The sequence below is a fragment of the Segetibacter sp. genome (assembly GCF_025963695.1).
Taxonomy (GTDB): Bacteria; Bacteroidota; Bacteroidia; order Chitinophagales; family Chitinophagaceae; genus Segetibacter.
The window spans coordinates 44,539-66,542 of record NZ_JAOQAH010000067.1 but is presented as its reverse complement, the minus strand read 5'-3'; the positions used below and the strand labels follow the sequence as shown (position 1 = coordinate 66,542).

Here is a 22,004-nt window from a genome sequence, read left to right as displayed (position 1 = left end):
CAAAGTTAATAGGTATCGGTTAATAAGAAGTAGCTGAAATTCAAGTACGCAAAACTTATTCTGTAATCACTACTTCAGTTACTGCATCTTTCTCCTTCCACTTTACAATTACTTTTTGCGAAATCAAGGCGTCGATTACTTTTCCTGCGTAGTCTGGTTGAATGGGTAATTGCCTGCTAAATCTTCTGTCAATCAGCACACACAGCTCAACTTTTGCAGGACGGCCAAAATCAAGCAAGGCATCTAAAGCTGCACGTATCGTTCGGCCGGTATACAATACGTCGTCAATTAATATTACTTTTTTATTCTCGATGCTAAAATTAATATCTGTTTTATTAGGCACTTTTATTTCGCGCCTCACGTCATCACGATAGAAGGTAATATCTAAAATTCCGTAGTTGACCCGCGTAGCCTTTAAATTGCTTCTAAGTTCTTCCACAATTTTGTCGCTTACAAAAATGCCTCGTGGCTGTAAACCAATAATGACAGTATCAACAAGGTCTAAATGATTCTCGAGCACCTGGTGGGCAAGGCGCTTAATGGTTAGGGAAATTTGTTGTTCGGTTAGAATAGTCTTCAAACAAAGTATTTTGGTAAAAGTAGAAGATTGAAAGTAAAAGTAGAAAGGTAAATTATCAAGAGCGTTTACAGTTCTGGCAAAAGGGGGTTAAAAAAACGAAAGTTCGTTCTCGCAGATGATAACTTTGTTGTTGCCGACACCCAATATCTTTTCAGCATCGTTGTGTCACTCACTTGTACTTTCAGTCATTTATTCATCTTTTCTTAAAATTCAAATGTCGTATTATCTATCCTATTTTTGCCGTAGCAGAATAACAGACAAGCAACCATCATTAGCAGAACGTTAAAGGACGCCTGAAGATTTGCTGATGAACGAAATGCGACGCAACAATGTTTTATTAGAGAACAAAAGCCGGTATTAAAAAACAAAAAAAAGGAAGCGAATTTTGCATAACAACTTTAAAAGATATCATGGTTAAAATTGCCGAAAGCGAATTAATTATTAACAGCAGAGGAGCGATTTATCATTTAGATGTAAGGCCTGAGGAGCTGGCTAATACTGTGATAACCGTTGGCGACCCCAACCGCGTAAAGGAGGTGAGCAAACATTTTGACAACATTGAATATAAATGCCAACACCGCGAATTTGTAACACATACCGGAACAATAGGCAATAAAAGACTGTCTGTGGTTTCAACAGGTATAGGCCCGGATAACATAGATATTGTGGTAAATGAACTGGACGCGCTGGTGAACATAGACTTTGAAAGCAGGACGGTTAAACCAGAACTTACCCGCTTAAATATTATTCGTTTAGGCACATCGGGAGCTTTGCAGGAAGATATTCCGGTAGATAGTATTGTTGTCTCAACCCACGGGTTGGGAATTGACAATCTGCTGAACTATTACAAGCACGACAACAACGACGAAGAGATGCAAATCATTCAACAGTTTGTTGCGCACACGCAGTTAAACAGCAATTTTTCTCATCCATACATTAGTTCAGCCGGGTCTGCCGTTTTAAAACATTTTGTCTCTGGTTTTTACCATGGCATCACCATAACCTGCCCAGGCTTTTATGGTCCACAGGGAAGAGTGTTGCGGCTGGGACTTACCAACCCAGACTTAATAGACCGGCTGACAGAGTTTACATTCGGACAACACAGGATTACGAATTTTGAAATGGAAACAAGTGCTATTTATGGGCTCGGCAGATTGCTAGGGCATCAGTGTTTAAGTTTAAGCACGATAGTAGCAAACCGGATAAAAAAAGAATTTAGCAAAGACGGAAACGCGGCAGTGGCCAATATGATTGAGAAGTCTTTGGGGATAATCAGTGGAATGTAACGTGGCTAGTCGCCGGTAGACGTTAACCGCGGGCGCGGCGATGATTATAGGCCGTTCAACCGGTAACATCGTTGGTGGTGAGTAACGGAAATTGCGAGACGACACAGGTGTTGTAAAACTAGCAGTTAACGAACAAAAGTTTGAGACTAACGAAGTAAAAACCTGCGACTAATAACAAAAACAAATGAACATCGAATTTTTTAAATACCAGGGAACAGGAAATGATTTCGTTATACTAGATAACAGAAATGAACAATATAACGGATTGACAACCCAGCAAATAAGGTTTATGTGCGATCGTCGCTTTGGAATCGGGGCCGACGGCCTGATGCTTTTAAACTTATTGAAGGGTTACGATTTCGAAATGAAGTATTACAATGCTGACGGCAGTGAAAGCACTATGTGCGGAAATGGAGGACGTTGTCTCGTTAAGTTCGCCAATGATATGGGTATAAAAAAGCCCCATTATACTTTCCTGGCTATTGACGGGCCGCACGAAGCTTCGTTTGCAAACAATGATTGGGTTCGACTAAAGATGAAAGACGTAAATGAGATGGATGAAGACGACGGCAATTGCATTGTAGATACAGGCTCGCCACATTACGTTAAGATTGTAAACGACGTAAAGAAATACAACGTGTTTGAAGAAGGCAAACAAATACGCTACAGCAAAAAATTTAAGGAGGAAGGTATTAATGTAAATTTTGTTGAAATTGAACATGGACATATTTATGTTCGCACTTATGAACGTGGTGTTGAAAACGAAACTTTCAGTTGCGGAACCGGGGTTACTGCTAGTGCCCTGGCTTGCGCCCATAACACGGGCTTTAACAAGGTGCAGGTAGAAACATTAGGCGGCCATCTGGCGGTTGAATTTCAAAAAGATGAGAAAGATCATTTTTCAGACATATGGCTGTGCGGTCCGGCAACTTATGTTTACAAAGGTGAAATAGAAATTTAATTAGCTAATTTGCCAATATGCTAATTGTAGATCGGCGCAACATCATTAGCACTTCAACACAGTAGCCCATCAGCACATTGTTCCCATGATACAATATTTTAAAAATGTAAATAACGAAACTGTAGAAATAGACAAGCCTGAAAACGGTATCTGGGTTAATCTTGTTCCGCCCTTTAAAGAGGAAGAATTTTTTGAACTGGGTGAAGAACTGGATATACCGATAGCGTTTTTAAGAGACTCCCTTGATATAGATGAAAGACCCCGGTTCGAATTAGAAGACAATGTGAAGTTCATTGTAATAAAAACCCCTACCGAAAACAACTCTTTTAATGACAGTGATGCATTTTATATCACGATACCTATTTGCATCATTTTAACCCACAACCACATTGTTACCGTTAACTCTTTCGATAACGGGGCGATTAAAAAGTTTCTTAACACTTTTCAAAAGCGCCATCCCGATAAGCGGAACTTAATGGTGTTGAAGATTTTCGAAAAAGTGGTAAGCAACTTTATGGATTACCTGAAGGAGATAAACCAACGAAGAAACCTGCTCGAACAAAAATTGTACGATGCCAATCGCAACGAAGAGTTGCTCCAACTCGTACGCATACAAAAAAGCCTCGTCTATTTCGTTACCGCACTCCGCAGCAACGAACTGCTGATGATAAAGCTGGAAAGAACAAACTTCTTCGGTCTTAATGAGGATGAGCGGGAAGTTTTGAACGACCTGATCGTAGATAATTCGCAAGCCCTTGAGATGGCAAACATTTATACCAACATCTTAAGTTCAACTTTAGATGCCTTTGCCAGCATTATTGCAAATAACCAAAACGAAGTTTTAAAGCGCCTTACAAGGCTTACACTAATACTAACTGTGCCCACGCTTATAGCAAGTATTTATGGCATGAATACACCCATACCCTATAAAGACTCCCCGTATACTTTTTGGATCCCTGTCATCATTTCCTTTATCATATTGTTGGTGGTTAGCTGGAAGTATGTGGACCGTATGCGAAAAACAAAACTTAAATAATGGCATTATTCAACGTGAGGGTTTACGGCATTTTAACAGATAGCCAAAAAAGAATTTTGGTAAGTGACGAGTTTATCCGTGGCAGCTATTTCACCAAGTTTCCAGGTGGCGGACTAGAGTTCGGAGAAGGAACGCGCGATTGCCTGAAAAGGGAATTTAAAGAAGAAACCGACCTTGATATAACTATTGGTGACCACATTTATACAACAGATTTTTTCCAGATTTCCGCTTTCAATAATATCGACCAGATTATCAGTATCTATTATTTTGTTCACGCTGCTGACCCCATCCCTCTCGCAACTAAAACAGCTGTATTTGATTTCGAACCACACCAGGTCGCCAACCCAATGGGTGAGTCTGAAGTGTTCCGTTGGATCGAATGGAACGATTTAAACGAAGAGTCTGTATCGCTTCCAATTGATAAGGTTGTAGTTAAGATGCTAAAAGAAAAAGCAGGCGACTAAACACGTAGCGCTATTCATTAGTATCTTATTGCTTTTTTTTGGGATCAGCAGAAAATAGCCCTTCAACATCGTTGTGTCACTCCCTTGTACTTATATATTTTCAATTCAGCTTTGTACGCGGAAAAGCTTTGTACCTACATGCCCTAATTTCGCCATTCTTAACAAACTTAAATGAACGTTTTAAAAGCAGATTCTATTACTGTACAACAGGCTGGACAAACTATACTAAACAAGGTTAGCTTCTCGGTACAAGAAGGAGAACAATGGGCTATAGTTGGACCAGCCGGTTCAGGTAAGACAACACTATTAAAAGCGCTTACCGGAAGGCAACATTTTAATGGCCGGGTATTGCTTTACAACAATAATACTGCTGCCAGCAAAACAATTGTTTTGGTTGAACAACAACACCATTTTAAAAACCTCTCAAACACAACCAATTTTTATTACCAGCAACGTTTCAATTCGCAAGATGCCGAAGATGCAATTACGGTTGAAGAAGATTTACAAAAGACAGTCGCTAAGAACAAAGCCACAAAAGAACAACTGGCCGAATTAGCTGAATTGTTCGACATTAAAAAACTGTTTACAGAAAGGCTCATACAATTATCGAACGGCGAAAACAAACGGTTACAAATTGTAAAAGCCTTGTTACTGCAGCCTGCATTTTTATTACTCGATAATCCTTTTATCGGCCTCGACGTAAAAAGCCGGCAAAGGCTCGAAGATGTTTTAAACGAAATTGGTAAAAAAGGAGTTCACATCATTATGGTTACACCTGCCGCGCACCTGCCTTTTTTTATTACCAATGTTTTATCTTTCTCAAAAGATGGTTTATATACAACCGAACGAGTAAATGCAGCTAAATGGAATGATGCACATGCTACATCAGTAAAAGATCTGTCATTTGACCATGAACTATTGCGTCAGCTAACTTCAAATAATAAACATGCTCCGTTTGAATTTGCAGTGAAGATGAAGGACGTTAATATTCAGTACGACCATAAGATTTTAGATAATATAAACTGGGAAGTTAAAAACGGCGAACGATGGTCTTTGTCCGGACCAAACGGATCAGGCAAGTCTACCCTTCTTAGTCTTGTAAATGCTGACAACCCACAAGCATATGCAAACGAGATTTATTTATTTGATAGAAAGCGTGGAAGCGGAGAAAGCATCTGGGATATTAAAAAGAAGACCGGATTTGTTTCACCGGAACTTCATTTGTATTTTGAAAAAGGAACGAACTGTTTTGATGTTGTTGCTTCGGGATTATTTGATACTATAGGACTATTTAGAAAAATTAACCAACAGCAATCAACGCTTGTAACAAAATGGATGCAATTACTGAAAATAGAATTGTTGCAAAGAAAATTTCTCAACCAGCTATCCAACAGCCAGCAAAGGCTTGTACTGCTTGCCCGGGCTCTTGTAAAAAATCCTCCCCTGTTAATTTTAGATGAACCGGGTCAAGGCTTGGATGAAGAGCAGACAACGATGTTTAAAGAAATAATTAATGAGATTTGTATAACAGGAAACAAAACGCTTATTTATGTGTCACATTATGCCAGTGAAATTCCTGACTGCGTTACAAAATTTATAAGGTTGGAGAATGGAAAGAGAGTAGAATAGAACTTAAAGTTGCCATAATTGTCTACTGTAATAAAAGCAATAAAAAGTCTGTTGAATATTTTCCTCCTGCAGTCATTAAAAAGCACCTGGCGTTAAACCAAAACAACAACTCCGGCAAAGAGAAAAAAAAGCCGGCGAAACCACTCCTACTTCTGCGCGAACTTTGACCGCATCTCCCATTTTTTTATTTTTACTTTTAACAATCTGAGTGGCACAAGATTTTTTATATATCCTGTGTCAAAAGGTATAATAATTTTAACCTTTATTACATTTTCTACGTCAAACGGTATATTTGATTATCAAATTTTAGCGGAGATGAAAACATTATCTGAAACGTGGTTTACCGAAGGATATATTGATTTCGAATTAAAAAAATACACGCTCTTAGCCTACCTTAACGAGGTTAATAAATACTTCAACGAAAATAAATTATACCCACAACTAGCCGATGTTATCTTTCATTATAACAACATCGTTTCCTTTAGGGAGAACAAAAAATTCCTGCAGGAACATTTTCCTAAACAGCTCACAGATATCAATATTCAAAAACTTCAGTTTGCTTACGAAAAAATGATTGAAGATGATGAGTTAATGAAAGAATTGGAGGACATTATTCAATACTCGGCAAACAAGATAAAAGGCACCATTAAGACAGGTGCAGAAATTTATGAATTTGTAGAAACCAAACTTAGCATAGAACCTGTTGGCCTTGTACCCCTTGATGTGAATGAGGGATATTTATTTTTGAAAGATGGCAAGTACAACGCCATCGTGGTTTACCAATATCGCCTCACCTTTTTCGAAAAACACGATGAAAAATATCGGGGTATCCGCACGGATTACATTCATAAATGGGATAGAACCGTCAGCAATTCGCCCGAAAACATAAAAGGCGAATTAATTAAAAATCGCCGCAATCTTCCGAATCCCGCTGTCTATAACATTCAAACCGACCTGGCATATCCTCTCGAGGAAACTTTATTGCCGATAGCGAAACGATCTTTTGTCAAATACCTAAGCAACTAGAAGGTCAACATCTCCTAATTACAGAAGTTAGACGCAAATTAAAAATTGATATCTCACTTGTTTCAGAGTGCGTTACAGTGACGGCACTTTACCATCTTTCCTTAAAATTATTGGGGGTAATTTTTTTTTAAAATGGGGCGTCAATTATACAGCTTTAATTTATTTTTATTGGTCTTATTATAGATATAAGTTTTTATACAATTTTGTTAGCAACTACCTGAGAGTAATTAACATGTGTTGAATAACTTGTAACGGAGAGTTTCACAAAAATTGACTTAGTTTGAAAAGGATTTAGGGTTAAAAATGAATTAAAATTAAAATGCCTTTTTATAAGATTTAATATGAATGAAACCCGGGAAATTTCAGCGCTATTTTCCCTGATCGATGATCCGGACCAGGAGGTTTTTTCAACCGTCTCGAACCGAATTGTCCATTATGGTCGCGGCATTATACCGAATCTTGAAAATCTCTGGGAAAATACGCTGAGCGAGGAAGTGCAGGAACGCATAGAGTTACTCATTCATAAACTTCATTTTATTGATCTTAGTAAAGACTTCAGCGATTGGAAAAACAACCCTTATCACGACCTGCTTTTTGGCTCGCTACTCGTTGCCAAGTTTCAATACCCTGAATTAGCCACCGCTCCTGTTTTGCAGGAGCTGGAAAGAATTCGCAGAAACGTGTGGCTGGAGCTAAACAGTTTTCTTACTTCACTGGAACAAGCTAACGTAATCTCGAGTATTGTTTATAATTACTATAACCTAAAAGGGGTTGAAATGGGGTATAACAATCCCGACGACTTCTTTATTCACAAAGTAATAGAAAGCAAGAAAGGAAATGCTTTAAGTAATGGCGTTTTATATTTGCTCTTGTGCGAATTACTGGATATAAATGTGAAAGCGATAAATATTCCGCGTCAATTTATACTTGCGTATTTCCACAACGATTATGACCAGTTATTAGATCCAAATCCACAGCAAAAAATTCACTTCTATATTGATGCAATTAACGGACAAATCTTTTCACATAAGGATATGGAAGCTTATTTCAAGCGCATCTCCGTTCCAATAACTCCATTTTATTTTAAACCCCTATCGCACAAGCGCATCATACAAATTCAACTCGAAGAGTTAGCCAAGTGCTTTAAGAATCCCAAATACGATTACAAGTATAAAGAATTGATGAGCTTAAGTAATTTACTGGAGGAATAACGCAGGTACGGAGATGTTTACAGCTATTTTACCCTAAATTCTTGTTCTAACAATTTCCCAAAGTACTATTCCTGCCGCTACTGAAATATTAAGTGAATGCTTCATTCCAAGCTGAGGAATTTCGAGGGCTCCATCGACTAACTGTAGTACTTCATTTTGTACGCCTTCAACTTCATTACCAAATACAACTGCAATCTTATCATCTGTTTTCACTGAAATTTTCTCAAGAGATAAACTCCCTTCGGTTTGCTCAACCGCTAATACTTTATAGCCCCTATTCTTTAGTTCCTGTACAGCTTCGGCTGCATGGGAGAAATAAATCCAGTCAACGGATTCTGTTGCTCCAAGCGCTGTTTTATTGATATCTCTATGAGGAGGTTGAGGAGTGTATCCGCATAAAAAAATGGCTTCGATTAAAAAAGCATCTGCAGTTCGAAAAACGCTTCCAACGTTGTGCATGCTTCTTATGTTATCAAGCACTACTATTACAGGTGTTTTAGATGCCTGTTTAAATTCCTCTATAGACTTACGCCCCAATTCATCCATACTTAATTTACGCATGAGACAAATGTAGAACGAACACAACAAAGTCCGTAAGCAGGATACGCAGAGTAGGTTGTACTATTGAATAAGCTTAGCAATTTTGTCTAACGGATGGCAGAAACAATCAATGATTTTTTCATTTCTATTTGTTTTAAAAATTTAAATGCCCGGTGATGAAAGAATTAATACAAGCGGTTCTGCCTTGCACGGCGATATTTATAAGATTAGAGAGATTAATTACCTACACTCTAATTTAAAAAACAATTTAAAAGTTTCCAATAGACAAAAAAGCTGGGGCGTACCGAATCGGAAGCACAGATCGAGTATTTGTGCAAACACAAGCGGATGAAAAGAGTGGCAAGAAGTGAAAGAGAAGCTACTACCTGATAGTAAGGATTTTCTTTTAAGTGAAGATGTTTAGGGAAGGCAGTTTTACCCTTTTAGGCATTTACAGGCTTATTTGCAACAAACCAATCAGCCATTGCCTCAATTAGTTCGGTGTTTTCTTCCTCGGTACCAACCGTAATTCTCAGGCAATTCTCACAGAGCTGCACGCTGCTTCTATCTCTCACAACAATTCCCCGCGTCAATAAATAATGATAGATTTCTTTTGCATTATCCACTTTTACAAGTAAAAAGTTGGCATCAGAAGGATAGACTTTTTTAATAAATGGAATTTTCTCAAACACCCCTTTTAGTGCAACCCGCATTTGCACCAGTTCTTTAATCATATCATTTACCTGACCTACTTCTTCCAAAGCCTTTAGCGCTAATTCTTGCGTAACCTGGTTGATGTTATAGGGCGGCTTCACGCGGTTTAAAACTTCGATAATCTCTTCTGACGCAAAAGCCATTCCTAAGCGAAGACCTGCAAGTCCCCAGGCTTTACTAAAAGTTTGAAGGACGACCAGGTTGGGATAATCTTTAAGTTCCTGGATGAAAGATTTCTGGCGGGAGAAATTGATGTAAGCCTCATCTACTACTACTAATCCACTAAAGTTGTTGAGAACCGTCTCGACATCTTCCCTGTTCATAGAATTAGCTGTCGGATTGTTTGGCGAACAAATCCAAATAAGTTTGGTGTTTTTGTCTACCAAATTTTCAAGATGAACAAGGTCAAGTTGAAAATCATCAAGCAATGGAGCTTTCCTGATTTCGACATCATTGATGTTGGCACTTACCTCGTACATGCCATAAGTTGGAGGACATATTATGACATTGTCTTTACCGGGATTACAAAAACAACGATATAAAAGATCAATACATTCGTCGCTTCCGTTACCTAAAAAAATCTTTGATGCTTCAACTGACTTCACTGCCGAAAGCGCCTCTTTTACTTTCACCTGGTGAGGATCTGGATATCGGTTATACCACTTCGTCAGGGGCGACCCCAGCGCGTTTTCATTTGCATCTAAAAATACTTTTGCATCACCACTAAATTCATCTCTTGCCGAGGAATAAGGGGTGAGGCTCTTTATGTTTTCACGAACAAGTTTATTTAAATCAAACATGATGATATTCGTTTGTATCTGCTATTAAGCTAAAGATGAATGAAAGTAAAAAGCTCCTACATTAGTTGGAAAGCCTGATCGAAACGGCATTTTTATGAGCCAGCAATCCTTCTGCCTCAGCCATCAATTCTACCGTTCTGCCAATCCCTTCCAGGCCTCGTTTCGACAATTTTTGATAGGTAATTTTCTTTACGAAAGAATCAACGCTTACCCCGCTATAGGCTTTAGCATAGCCATTAGTAGGCAATGTATGATTGGTGCCACTTGCATAATCGCCTACACTCTCAGGGGAATAATTGCCAAGAAAAATAGAGCCTGCGTTTATAATTTCCCCTGCAATTTTTTCATCATCCGAACAGCTAATAATTAAGTGTTCCGGAGCATATTCGTTAATTAATTCAATTGCTTCCTTTATCGTCTTAACTAAAAATATTTTGCTATTCTGAATAGCTATCGTTGCAATGTCTTTTCTAGGTAAAACCGCCAACTGCCTCTCTACCTCACTTTTTGTCTCAGCTGCTAATGCAGCCGATGTAGTAACCAAAATTGACTGACTATCATTGCCATGCTCAGCCTGCGATAAGAGATCAGCGGCAACGAAAGCTGCATTGGCTGTATCATCAGCCAGCACGGCAACTTCACTTGGCCCGGCAGGCATATCAATTGCCACTCCATCTTTTTGAACCAACTGTTTTGCGCAGGTAACGTATTGATTTCCCGGTCCGAAGATTTTATAAACCTGGGGTATGGCAGCAGTTCCGTAAGCCATGGCAGCAATTCCCTGGGCTCCACCGGCTTTAAATATTTGAGTAACCCCAACAAGCTGAGCTGCATATAATATAGCAGGATGTAATTTTCCTTCTTTATTGGGAGGTGAGCACAAAACGATGTCTTTACAACCAACGATTTTAGCAGGAATTCCTAACATCAATATAGTAGAAAATAAAGGAGCTGACCCTCCGGGAATATAGAGACCTACTTTCTCAATCGGCACTGACTTACGCCAACACTCTACGCCGGGCATTGTCTCAACACGCTCTTCCACCTTCAATTGGGCCCGGTGAAATTTTTCTATATTCTCTTTGGCCTGCTGTATAGCCTTCTTCAGATCTTCGTCAACCAGATCACATGCTTCCCTTATTTCTTCTGAACTTACTTTAAAGCTGCTAACGCTCACCTTATCAAACATCGATGTAAATCTTCGCACGGCTTCATCCCCGCTCTTCTTTACTTCTTTCAAAATGTTTCCGACACTTGCTTCGAGAGAAGAATTATCAAGTACCGGCCTTAATAAAAGCTTTCTCCACGCCTTCTTCTCAGGATACTCATACAACACTAACATAGTTTACAGCTCTTTAGTCATTTTATAATTCGTAAAATCTTTACCGTTATAAAGCTTCTTCTTTATACGGGTGACCCTAAAACCATAAGCTTCAAAAAAAGGCTTTGCTGTTATACTGGCTTCCGTCGTCAACACCCTGTAATTTCTTTCCCCGGCTATAAGAAGTATTTCCTCTATCAGGTTTGCCGCAACTTTCTGACGTTGAAAATCTTTGTGTACATACAAAGTGTCCACATGTCCGTCATCTACCAACTCCGTAAAGCCGACCATTTTATTTTTTATAAAGGCTACTTTACACACATTTTTCTTCAGCCGCTCTTGCCAAAATCTTTTGTCCGAATTCTCAGGTGCCCACCCGTTCAATTGCTCCTTTCTATAATCTCGTGCGTTTATGGTATGTACCGTATCATAAAATAACTGCATCATCTCATCGAGCATACTTTCGTCATAATCCAAAATTCTAAACTCCTCCATTCTATTTTTTATTATTCTTCTTTTTATACGAACAATCGTTTTTCATAGCATCAACGTTGCGTCGCAATCCGTTCGTCATTTGAACTTCGAGGAAGCTTTTCTTAAGCGTTCCCGATGTCCCGCAGAAATCACAGAAGCCGCAGAAAATATAACAGCCTCGCTTCATTCCCGATTTAATTCCCGTTAATCAAAACAATTCCAGCAATTCCGGTTTTAAATAATCATCTTCTCAATGGGCACAACCAATATTCCCTGTGCGCCTGCTTCCTTTAATTTTTCTATGATTTCCCAAAAATCACTTTCCTTCAATACACTATGAACACTACTCCAACCACTTTCAGCCAGTGGCAAAACTGTTGGACTTTTCATTCCCGGAAGCAACCCAATAATCTCAGACAGCTTATCGTTCGGTGCGTTTAATAAAATGTACTTATTATTTTTAGACCGTTTCACAGCCTTTATTCTAAACAATAGCTTGTCAAGCAAGCGCTGTTTCTCTTCGTTTAAATCGCTGCTTTTAATTAAAACTGCCTGCGACTTTAAAACAGTCTCTACTTCTTTTAAACCGTTCATAAACAAAGTAGAGCCGCTGCTTACAAGATCGCAAATTGCATCAGCAAGGCCGATGCCGGGAGCTATTTCAACACTTCCACTGATCTCGTGTATTTCAGCATTTACACCTTTTTCCTCCATAAACTTTCTTACTATCACGGGGTAAGTGGTAGCGATCCTTTTACCATGCAAATAAGAAACATCGTTGTACACTTCATTCCTGCTAACAGCAATACTTAGTCGACATTTTCCAAACCCCAATTGTTCTACGACCTCTACCTTCTTATTTTTCTCGTACACCACATTTTCCCCTACAAAACCTATGTCAGCTACACCATCTTCCACATACTGCGGAATGTCGTCATCTCTCAAAAAATACACTTCAATCGGAAAGTTGCTTGCTTCTGTGCGTAGCTTATTTACTCCGTTAGCAATATCAATACCGCACTCTTTTAACAGCTTCATGCTGTCTTCATTTAGTCTTCCCGATTTCTGAATAGCAACTCTGAGAACCATGATTTTAGCCTCCTGGCCTCCCTAAAGGGAGGAATTTTTAAGATTAATTATTTGAATACCTTTTTCCTCTTTCCCCCTTCAGAGGAAGGTTGGGATGGGGTACAAAAAAAGGCTTACCGAAGTAAGCCCTTTAATGTTTTATAGTGAGTACACAATACAACAACGGCTTACCCTAAGGCAAGAAGTGATGATGATGTTTGTGCAACTTTAAATTCATGCGGCAAATATAGATTGTGATTACTAAGTAAAAAAAAATTACTTTAAAAACTGATCCCAAATGAACCAAAAGACGAACGAAATGCGACGCAACAATGAAACATCTGTGATTCAAATGTCGGTTAAAAAAAAACTTTGAGGCACTAGCTACAAGCCTTCAGCCTCCGTAACCTGACCTGTTGATTTCTAATTAATCCAACTTCAGTACGGCCAAAAACGCTTCCTGTGGAACCTCGACATTCCCGATCTGCTTCATACGTTTTTTACCCTCTTTCTGCTTTTCAAGAAGTTTACGTTTACGGCTAATATCACCTCCATAACACTTTGCAGTTACGTCTTTCCGCATGGCACTAATGTTTTCGCGCGAAACGATTTTAGCTCCGATTGCTGCCTGTATTACAATTTGAAACTGTTGGCGAGGCAATAACTCTTTCAGCTTTTCGCAAAGCTTTCTTCCAAAGTCCTGCGCACGTCCTCGATGTATCAACGCACTAAGTGCATCCACTTTCTCCGCATTTAGCAGAATGTCCATTTTTACAATATCACTTACACGGTAACCAATCGGGTGATAATCGAACGACGCATAGCCCCTGGTCGAACTTTTCAGTTTATCGTAAAAATCAAAAACGATTTCCGTAAGCGGCAACTCAAATGTAAGTTCAACACGCGTGGCGGTAAGGTAGCTTTGGTTAACGATGATACCCCGTCGGCCGAGGCATAGGGTCATGATGTTGCCAATGTAATCGGCGTGTGTAACAATTTGTGCTTTGATAAAAGGCTCCTCTATCGATTCGAGCTTGGTCGGATCTGGCATCTCTGTCGGATTGTTGACCGTAATCGTGTCGCCCTTTGAGGTATGAGCAATAAAGCTAACGTTGGGAACTGTTGTAATTACCGTTTGATTAAACTCACGCTCCAGCCGCTCCTGTATTATTTCCATGTGCAGCATGCCTAAAAAGCCGCAACGAAAACCGAAGCCAAGGGCCTGCGATGTCTCGAGTTCAAACGTAAGTGATGCGTCGTTTAACTGAAGCTTATCCATGCAATCGCGCAACTCTTCAAAAGCATCGGTCTCAACGGGAAAGATACCAGCAAAAACCATTGGCTTTACTTCCTCAAAACCCTTAATCATTTCCGCCGGATTATTAGCCAACGTAATGGTATCACCCACTTTTACTTCCTTCGCGTTTTTTATACCGGTAATAATATAACCTACATCACCTGTCTTCACCTCATCTTTAGCCGTCATTGTTAGCTTAAGCACGCCCACTTCATCAGCAAAATGCTCGGTCCTTGTACTTGCAAACTGTATCTTATCGCCTTTTTTCAGGCTGCCATTCATAATACGGTAGTAAATAATAATTCCCCTGAAGCTATTGAAAACGCTGTCAAAAATAAGCGCTTGTAAAGGGGCATCTACATTTCCTGATGGGGCAGGGATACGCCCCACTATGGCGGCCAATATTTCTTCAATACCAATTCCGCTCTTAGCACTTGCCAATAATATAGTTTCGGGCTTGCAGCCAATCAGTTCAACTATTTGGTCCTTCACCTCTTCAATCATCGCCCCGTCCATATCAATTTTGTTGATTACGGGAATGATCTCAAGATTATTATCAATGGCCAGGTAAAGGTTACTAATGGTTTGCGCCTGTATTCCCTGTGAAGCATCAACAAGCAGCAGCGCGCCCTCGCACGCAGCAAGCGCACGGCTTACTTCGTAGCTAAAATCCACGTGACCCGGAGTATCAATAAGATTAAGTGTATAGCTCTCGCCCTTAAAGGGATAAGTTATTTGTATTGCATGACTTTTAATGGTAATACCCTTCTCACGTTCCAGGTCCATGTCATCCAGCACCTGCGCCTGCATGTCTCGGTCGCTGATAGTATGTGTAAATTCTAAAAGCCGGTCAGCAAGCGTACTCTTTCCATGGTCGATGTGGGCAATGATGCAAAAATTCCTGATATTCTTCATATTGTCGCAAAAATAACGATGTGCACCCACATTTCCCTTTCGCAACAACTGTTTCGAACGTTACGATCTGTTATTTTAATCGCTAAAATTATGATTGGCCAATGTTTCTTAATTAAAAGTTATTGATCTAAATGCGGTTTGACATACCCGGCGCAACCCTTTACTTGCATTACTTATTAAACATGTGTGGATATTTTAATGCTTTCCACATTAGAAATGACTTTACTTTTAAGAAATTGTACGAGCATGAAATATTTTCTCTCCTTATTAATTATAACTGCTTTTTTGCTAAACAGCTGCGAAAAAGACCAAAACCGAAAACTATTGGGTGGTTATTTTAAGTATAGCATCAATGGCAAGGAAACGGTTATAAATGACGAAGCGGGCATTAATAGTAACGTGTTTGATTGCACTTTTAAAGGCGACTCTATTTTAACCATTAATGTGTCAAAGATTTATGAAGGAGCCGGTTTTGTAGTAAAGAGCGATACAATAAAAGACGCTACTTATGTGTTGGATAATGCAAACAAAGCTTACTACACAAATCCTCTTGACCAAAAAAGATACTACACAAACGATAAGTATAAAGGAACGGTTACCATAAAAAAGGGTACGTTCGAGGCCAAGGAATTGTTATATACGCTTGAAGGCACTTTTAATTTTCAAGCCATTGATACAGTAACCGGAAAAAACTTCCATGTTGTCAACGGATCTTTTCTAATGGAACGTACCCGATTTCATTAGATCTTTTTGTTGCCAGCTTTTGTCCTTATCTCAACATAGTTGTGTCACTCACTTCTACCGTTACTCCTCTTTTTATCCTTTTAAGCAAATTTTACTCGAACCACCTATTCTGTTTATTCAAGCAAATGACTAACATGTTGGAAGGCCTCATTCAAGAAGACAAAACATTTGAAAACCTGGATTATGAAGAGAAGAAATTAACAGTAACAGAATTTACTGAGTGCGAATTTATCAACTGTAACTTTTCCAAAAGCGACTTAAGCAATATCAATTTTATAGATTGCTTTTTTAAAGGCTCAAACCTTTCCCTGGCAATTTTAAGCAACACAGGAATAAAGAATATCCGGCTTTTAAACTGTAAGTTGATGGGGGTGGACTTCAGCGTATGCAACAACTTTTTATTTTCTGCATCTTTTGAAAGTTGTCAACTTGATTATTCTTCTTTTTACAAAAAGAAGATGAAAAAAGCCGTTCTTGATAGCTGCAGTTTAAAACAAGTTGATTTTGCAGAAACTGACCTATCGGCCGCAGTCTTTAAAAACTGCGACCTGACTGATGCAGTGTTTATGCAAACGATTTTGGAAAAAGCTGACTTCAGAACAGCTAAAAATTATGCTTTCGATCCCGAACAAAATAAGATTAAAAAGGCAAAATTTTCGCTGCCCGATGTCGCGGGTTTATTGAATAAATACAATATTGAGATTAGCTGAGAACAATGTAAAAACGTAAATATTAAAAGACTCTTCATGCAGCCCAGGTTCTTAATTCAGTTTTTTCTTCATCGTGATCACCTGCTCCTGCAGGTTGGTTACCAGGCTCGCTAGTTGATTTACATCCCATCGCTGTTGCACATTCGCCTTTGAAATGATCATTTGGGCTTGCCATAGTTCAACTATCTCATCTGCATTCACCTGGTAAGGTTCATACATCGGATTATCACTAACCAACGTAACCTTCGTTTTACTACGGTTATTCTTCAAAACCCTTTTATACACAATCCCTTCATTTCGCGACACTACAATATATGTATTGCTTGTTTTTACATCCTCAATATTTTCCAGCTTCTCACCAACAATCACAGATCCGCTCTGGGTTGGCAACATACTGTCACCAATTATTTCGAATGCACGGTAGCTTCCCCCAGCTAACATAGGAAGCGTAAAGGTGTTTAACTCGTCGATAAAATCAGGATCAGCATAACCGGCCAAATATCCCGCCGCTGCCTTAACCGGCACAAACTGTATTTCAGCAATATTTGAAGTCATCTTCAACTGCCGGCGTTTTTCCATGTAAGTACTGCCCTTCGCATTAGCTACATCTTTTAATAACAACTCATCCAGGGTTATCTTAAAGATGCCGCTAATAATCTCCAGCACTTCCAATTTTGGCTCGGCGCGCTCCTCTTCATATGCCCCTAAAAGCGAACGTTTAATCTTTAATTTACTTGCGAATTCCTCTTGCGTCCACCCCCGAAGTTTTCTGAGGTATTTCAAATTTTTTCCAGCTTGAGACATAACAAGGCTAATTTGTTTAGCTGCAAATTACTAATAATATTAGCCTTACAAAAACATTTTTTTGGAGGCACTATATTTATAATGACTTTTGCACCGTTAAGTAAAGAATTTATGGCAAAAGCTAAAAAAGATATCGTAGAAAAAGAAGAACTTCAGGCTAATACTTCAACCAAATTGAAACCCGGAAGAGGACCGGAACAACCTCAGCAAAATACAAAGGTAAAAGCGGCTAAAGAGTCAAAGACAAGTACTCCCGCTGTTCGCCCGCGGCTCTCAAAGGAGGAACCTATTATACTTATCACTAACGATGACGGGGTAACAGCACCAGGCCTTGCAGCCCTCGTAGATGCGGTAAAAGATCTTGGGAAAATAGTGGTTATTGCGCCGGATAAAGCACAAAGTGGAATGGGACATGCTATCACTATCGGCACTCCCTTACGTATGGTAAGGGTAAACCAGTTTGGAGATAAAATAGAGGCTTACTCATGCAATGGCACACCGGTTGATTGTGTGAAGCTTGCAGTAGATAAAATACTGCACCGCAAGCCAGACATTTGCTTAAGCGGTGTAAACCATGGAGCAAACCATTCCATTAACGTTATTTACTCAGGCACTATGTCTGCCGCTCTTGAAGCAGCTATTGAAAGCATCCCAAGCGTTGGTTTCTCATTGCTTGATTATAGCCTTGAAGCCGATTTTACCGGTGCTAAAAAATATGCCCGTTCAATTGTGCAGCAAATTCTTACTACGAAATCTATAGACAAACATCTTTGTTTAAACGTAAACTTTCCGGCAGTAACAGTGGAACAACTGAAGGGTCTTAAAATCTGTCGACAGGCTTATGCCAAGTACGAAGAAGACTTCGCGGAGCGTACTGACCCAACCGGCAAAAAATATTATTGGCTAACCGGCGAGTTTGTCAATTTCGACAAAGGCCGCGACACCGATGTGTGGGCACTAAACCATAATTATGCTAGTGTAGTTCCCGTGCAGTTCGACCTTACCAACTACAAGCTGAAAGAAAAGCTGGAAAAAACTTTTAATCTTACTTAATGCTAAAAGATAATTTAAAGCTCGGCTTAGTACTTGGCTTTATTGCTCCCGTACTGGGTATGCTGTTATACTATCTCATACAGTTTCGAAGTGTTATTACCTTCAGTGAGTTTGTTCATATTATTCTTGTTCAAAGGACTTTGTTGACCGCTTTGGTAAGCGTTTCCCTTGTTGCCAATGCAGCCATTTTTACATTATATATAAATAAACGGTTAGACCATACGGCCAAGGGAATTTTTATCGCAACCTGTATTTACGGAGGAGCATCACTAATCTGGAAATTTCTTGTGTAGCTAGCATTAGAGTGTAAATGTGACATTGTTGTGTCACACCCGTGTACAGCAAATCATTGTTCATCTTTTTAAAATATCAGCGTAAGTAAAATGTGGTACATCCTGAAAGTGTGCAACATTTTACTTAAACAACACAAAGTCTATCACCCCCCAATAGCATCAGTACGGCGATGAAAAAAAATCGCTATCCATTCTTCATCCATTCTCTATCATAGCCAACACTGATCCAAATTCGCCGGCAATCATCGCTCATCACTCCGCAATTCTATAACGAACAATGGCAGAGTTTTTTCTGTTATCAGCAATTGCTAATGAACTTTTAATGCCATTAATCGAATTTTCAGATAAGGGGTTATGCTGTCCGCAGGGGCAATTTTATATTGACCCCTGGAAGCCTGTAGACAAGGCATTAATAACACACGGGCACAGCGATCATGCACGGTGGGGCTCACAATCTTATCTCTGCCACCGCTATACTAAACCAATACTTCAATTAAGGCTAGGCGACAACGCCTATCAGACTGTTGAGTGGGGTGAAACTATTTTTATGAATGGAGTTAAAATCTCTTTTCATCCAGCCGGTCATGTTATCGGTTCTTCGCAAATAAGGCTCGAATACAAAGGAGAAGTTTGGGTAGTTAGTGGCGACTACAAAGTAGTCAACGATGGACTGAGCGGACAATTCGAAGCGGTGCCGTGCAATACTTTTATAACAGAATCCACTTTCGGCCTACCTATTTATAAATGGAAGTCCCCTGAACAAATTAACAAAGACATTCAAATCTGGATTCAAAAAAACACGGCGGACAAAAAAACAAGTGTAATTACTGCTTATAGCCTTGGCAAGGCACAGAGAGTAATACAGGCAATCGCAGAAGTGACAGAAAAGATTTATGTACATGGAGCCATTTTTAACATCCATGAGACCCTGGTTAAAGCAGGTTGGAAATTGCCCCAAGTTCATCGAATTACACATGATACCGCAAAAGTGGAATTGGCAGGAAGCGTAGTGGTTGCACCGCCAAGCGCAGATGGAAGCTCGTGGATGAAAAGGTTCCCAGATCCTGTTGTAGGAGTTTGCAGTGGATGGATGCAGGTACGTGGTAATGCACGACGCAGAAACGTAGACGCAGGTTTCGTAATGAGCGACCATGCAGACTGGCCCGGCTTATTACAAGCAGTAAAAGCAACCGGCGCAGAAAAAGTGTTTGTCACACACGGTTTCCAGGCAACATTCAGCAGGTATCTGAACGAATTAGGAATTGAGGCCGGAGAAGTAAAAACAGAATATGGCAATGACGAAGAAGAAGGACTAACCCCCTCAACGGCTGGAATTGAGGATGTCGAAAACCCCGCTGAAAATGAGTGATTTTACAAGCGATATTGAAAAACTGGTTATCGAAGACAACGAAAGAGACCGTGCTGTATCTGCGCAAGGACTGGGTGGTTTTGCGGAGCTGGTAAAAATATTAGGCACCAGCACGAAAACAACGGATAAGCTTGAAGCACTTGTTCAATATTTTTCAGAGGCCGACGATAGAGATAAAGTTTGGGTAATTGCTTTATTTAGTGGAAGAAAACCGAAACGTGCAGTAAATACAACTCAACTAATTACATGGTGTGTTGAAGTTGCAGGCTTACCAGGTTGGCTGTTTGGAGAAAGTTATCATACCGTTGGTGATCTGGCCGAAACCATTTCTTTACTATTACCTGAGACTGTAGCAACTGACGGATCAGTCGAAACGAAACCATTGCACTTTTACATCGACACTTTTCGGCAGATAGAAAAGCAGGATGAGAACATTAAAAAAGAATTCATCCTCGATAGCTGGAAACAAATGAATCAAAACGAGCGATTTGTTTTCAACAAACTTATTACAGGCGCTTTTCGAATTGGCGTCTCTCAAAAAATGATGGTGAACGCTTTGGCTAAATTTACCAGCCTTGAAGCTTCGGTTATTGCCCATCGCATTAGTGGCAACTGGGATCCATCTACTACAACTTTTGCCGAGCTCTTAAATGAAAGTCCGGCAATTACAGATTATTCAAAGCCCTACCCCTTTTATCTTGCCTATGCATTAGATGAAAATCCTGAAACACTGGGAGATCCTGCTGAATGGCAGGTTGAATGGAAGTGGGATGGCATTCGGGGGCAAATGATCAAGCGCAACGATACACTCTTCGTTTGGAGCCGTGGTGAAGAACTAATGACAGATAAATTTCCCGAATACCATTCATTAAAACATGTGTTGCCTGATGGAACTGTCTTAGACGGAGAAATCATTCCAAGTATTGACAAAAAGCCCTTGCCTTTTGCTTTATTGCAAACAAGAATCGGCAGAAAAAATGTAACAAAGAAAAACCTTCAGGAGACGCCAATTACCTTTTTTGCCTACGACCTTTTAGAGTACAACCACGAAGACTGGCGAAACCGCCCCTTAACAGAAAGACGCAAACAATTAGAAATATTAATAGCACCTCTAACCACACCAACCATCATTCTTTCACCGATTGTAGAGTTTGCTAAGTGGGATGAACTAACGGCACTTAGAAAGACTTCAAGAGAAATGGGTGCCGAAGGTTTTATGATAAAGCGAAAGTCTAGTATTTACCAGGTTGGACGAAAGACAGGCGATTGGTGGAAATGGAAGATAGAACCCCTGGTTATTGACTGTGTAATGATTTATGCCGAAAAGGGTTCTGGCAGAAGAAGTAACTTGTATACTGCCTATACTTTTGCTGTAAGAGATGGAGAAAAACTGGTGCCGTTTACACGCGCGTACAGCGGATTAACCGATAAAGAATTCAATGAAGTAGACTCTTTCGTAAAACGAAACGCAATCGAAAAATTTGGTCCTGTAAGAACAGTAAAACCTGAACTGGTTTTTGAAATTGCATTCGAAGGTATTGCAGCCAGCAACCGTCACAAGAGCGGAGTGGCCCTTCGGTTTCCCCGGATTAACCGCTGGCGTAAAGACAAAAAGCCTGACGAAATAAACACGTTAGAGGATTTGAAAAAGATGTTGGAGGTATATGGAAAGTAAAAACTCCAACAGGTACACCTTTTCGTATTTCAAC

The 22,004-nt window shown here is 39.7% G+C and carries 21 protein-coding genes; 13 read left to right on the top strand and 8 right to left on the bottom strand.

Translation table 11 applies throughout. From position 1 onward, the window contains the following. Nucleotides 1-55: 55 nt before the first annotated feature. Complete coding sequence (pyrR, locus tag JWR87_RS11505; protein WP_297819972.1) at nucleotides 56-580, bottom strand: bifunctional pyr operon transcriptional regulator/uracil phosphoribosyltransferase PyrR; 525 nt, start codon at nucleotides 578-580, stop codon at nucleotides 56-58. A 410-nt stretch (nucleotides 581-990) separates the two neighbouring features. Between pyrR and JWR87_RS11500 the strand changes: the two genes are divergently transcribed. From JWR87_RS11500 to JWR87_RS11470, 7 genes are all read left to right on the top strand, one after another. After that, nucleotides 991-1,866, top strand: a complete 876-nt coding sequence (locus tag JWR87_RS11500; RefSeq protein WP_297819970.1) for a nucleoside phosphorylase — start codon at nucleotides 991-993, stop codon at nucleotides 1,864-1,866. 184 nt (nucleotides 1,867-2,050) lie between these two features. Beyond that, nucleotides 2,051-2,827, top strand: a complete 777-nt coding sequence (gene dapF, locus JWR87_RS11495) for a diaminopimelate epimerase (protein ID WP_297819968.1) — start codon at nucleotides 2,051-2,053, stop codon at nucleotides 2,825-2,827. 85 nt (nucleotides 2,828-2,912) lie between these two features. Next, nucleotides 2,913-3,863 (top strand): magnesium transporter CorA family protein, encoded by a 951-nt coding sequence (locus tag JWR87_RS11490; protein WP_297819965.1) that lies wholly within the window; start codon nucleotides 2,913-2,915, stop codon nucleotides 3,861-3,863. Then, nucleotides 3,863-4,327 (top strand): NUDIX domain-containing protein, encoded by a 465-nt coding sequence (locus JWR87_RS11485; RefSeq protein ID WP_297819963.1) that lies wholly within the window; start codon nucleotides 3,863-3,865, stop codon nucleotides 4,325-4,327. Before JWR87_RS11490 ends, JWR87_RS11485 begins: the two co-directional genes overlap by 1 nt. Nucleotides 4,328-4,498: 171 nt before the next feature. Next, on the top strand, nucleotides 4,499-5,956 hold the full coding sequence (locus JWR87_RS11480) for an ATP-binding cassette domain-containing protein (RefSeq protein WP_297819960.1): 1,458 nt from the start codon (nucleotides 4,499-4,501) through the stop codon (nucleotides 5,954-5,956). A gap of 315 nt (nucleotides 5,957-6,271) precedes the next feature. Continuing rightward, nucleotides 6,272-6,982, top strand: coding sequence for a hypothetical protein (locus JWR87_RS11475; RefSeq protein WP_297819957.1), 711 nt, complete (start codon nucleotides 6,272-6,274; stop codon nucleotides 6,980-6,982). 341 nt (nucleotides 6,983-7,323) lie between these two features. Then, nucleotides 7,324-8,193: a transglutaminase family protein gene (locus JWR87_RS11470; RefSeq protein WP_297819954.1), complete on the top strand. Its 870-nt coding sequence runs from the start codon at nucleotides 7,324-7,326 to the stop codon at nucleotides 8,191-8,193. A 33-nt stretch (nucleotides 8,194-8,226) separates the two neighbouring features. Here JWR87_RS11470 and JWR87_RS11465 read toward each other — a convergent pair whose 3' ends face one another. The 6 genes from JWR87_RS11465 to lepA all read right to left on the bottom strand — a co-directional run bounded on the left by JWR87_RS11465 (nucleotide 8,227) and on the right by lepA (nucleotide 15,322). Continuing rightward, complete coding sequence (locus JWR87_RS11465) at nucleotides 8,227-8,754, bottom strand: RNA methyltransferase (RefSeq protein WP_297819951.1); 528 nt, start codon at nucleotides 8,752-8,754, stop codon at nucleotides 8,227-8,229. Between the two features lie 422 nt (nucleotides 8,755-9,176). Beyond that, nucleotides 9,177-10,247 carry a histidinol-phosphate transaminase gene (gene hisC / locus JWR87_RS11460; protein WP_297819948.1) on the bottom strand — a complete coding sequence of 357 codons (1,071 nt, stop codon included), beginning with the start codon at nucleotides 10,245-10,247 and terminating at the stop codon, nucleotides 9,177-9,179. Between the two features lie 61 nt (nucleotides 10,248-10,308). Further along, nucleotides 10,309-11,589, bottom strand: a complete 1,281-nt coding sequence (hisD, locus tag JWR87_RS11455; protein ID WP_297819945.1) for a histidinol dehydrogenase — start codon at nucleotides 11,587-11,589, stop codon at nucleotides 10,309-10,311. Nucleotides 11,590-11,592: 3 nt separating this feature from the next. Further along, on the bottom strand, nucleotides 11,593-12,063 hold the full coding sequence (locus JWR87_RS11450; RefSeq protein WP_297819942.1) for a GNAT family N-acetyltransferase: 471 nt from the start codon (nucleotides 12,061-12,063) through the stop codon (nucleotides 11,593-11,595). A gap of 213 nt (nucleotides 12,064-12,276) precedes the next feature. Further along, nucleotides 12,277-13,131 (bottom strand): ATP phosphoribosyltransferase, encoded by an 855-nt coding sequence (hisG, locus tag JWR87_RS11445; RefSeq protein WP_297819939.1) that lies wholly within the window; start codon nucleotides 13,129-13,131, stop codon nucleotides 12,277-12,279. A gap of 406 nt (nucleotides 13,132-13,537) precedes the next feature. Then, the gene (lepA, locus tag JWR87_RS11440; RefSeq protein WP_297819936.1) at nucleotides 13,538-15,322 is read right to left on the bottom strand and encodes a translation elongation factor 4; all 1,785 of its coding nucleotides are present in this window, start codon (nucleotides 15,320-15,322) and stop codon (nucleotides 13,538-13,540) included. 246 nt (nucleotides 15,323-15,568) lie between these two features. Here lepA and JWR87_RS11435 point away from each other — a divergent pair, with 246 nt between their 5' ends. Together JWR87_RS11435 and JWR87_RS11430 are read left to right on the top strand one after the other, a co-directional pair. Continuing rightward, the gene (locus JWR87_RS11435; protein ID WP_297819932.1) at nucleotides 15,569-16,066 is read left to right on the top strand and encodes a DUF6252 family protein; all 498 of its coding nucleotides are present in this window, start codon (nucleotides 15,569-15,571) and stop codon (nucleotides 16,064-16,066) included. Between the two features lie 125 nt (nucleotides 16,067-16,191). Further along, nucleotides 16,192-16,776: a pentapeptide repeat-containing protein gene (locus JWR87_RS11430; protein WP_297819929.1), complete on the top strand. Its 585-nt coding sequence runs from the start codon at nucleotides 16,192-16,194 to the stop codon at nucleotides 16,774-16,776. A 51-nt stretch (nucleotides 16,777-16,827) separates the two neighbouring features. On the opposite strand, the gene JWR87_RS11425 is transcribed toward JWR87_RS11430, so the two are convergent. Beyond that, nucleotides 16,828-17,580: a LexA family transcriptional regulator gene (locus JWR87_RS11425; protein ID WP_297819926.1), complete on the bottom strand. Its 753-nt coding sequence runs from the start codon at nucleotides 17,578-17,580 to the stop codon at nucleotides 16,828-16,830. A gap of 111 nt (nucleotides 17,581-17,691) precedes the next feature. Between JWR87_RS11425 and surE the strand changes: the two genes are divergently transcribed. The 4 genes from surE to JWR87_RS11405 all read left to right on the top strand — a co-directional run bounded on the left by surE (nucleotide 17,692) and on the right by JWR87_RS11405 (nucleotide 21,970). Next, entirely contained in the window at nucleotides 17,692-18,633 is a 942-nt protein-coding gene (surE, locus tag JWR87_RS11420; RefSeq protein WP_297819923.1) for a 5'/3'-nucleotidase SurE, read from the top strand. Next, complete coding sequence (locus JWR87_RS11415) at nucleotides 18,633-18,926, top strand: hypothetical protein (protein WP_297819920.1); 294 nt, start codon at nucleotides 18,633-18,635, stop codon at nucleotides 18,924-18,926. Before surE ends, JWR87_RS11415 begins: the two co-directional genes overlap by 1 nt. 277 nt (nucleotides 18,927-19,203) lie before the next feature. Beyond that, nucleotides 19,204-20,295, top strand: a complete 1,092-nt coding sequence (locus JWR87_RS11410; protein ID WP_297819917.1) for a ligase-associated DNA damage response exonuclease — start codon at nucleotides 19,204-19,206, stop codon at nucleotides 20,293-20,295. After that, nucleotides 20,288-21,970: an ATP-dependent DNA ligase gene (locus JWR87_RS11405; protein ID WP_297819914.1), complete on the top strand. Its 1,683-nt coding sequence runs from the start codon at nucleotides 20,288-20,290 to the stop codon at nucleotides 21,968-21,970. Before JWR87_RS11410 ends, JWR87_RS11405 begins: the two co-directional genes overlap by 8 nt. The last annotated feature ends 34 nt before the right edge of the window (nucleotides 21,971-22,004 follow it).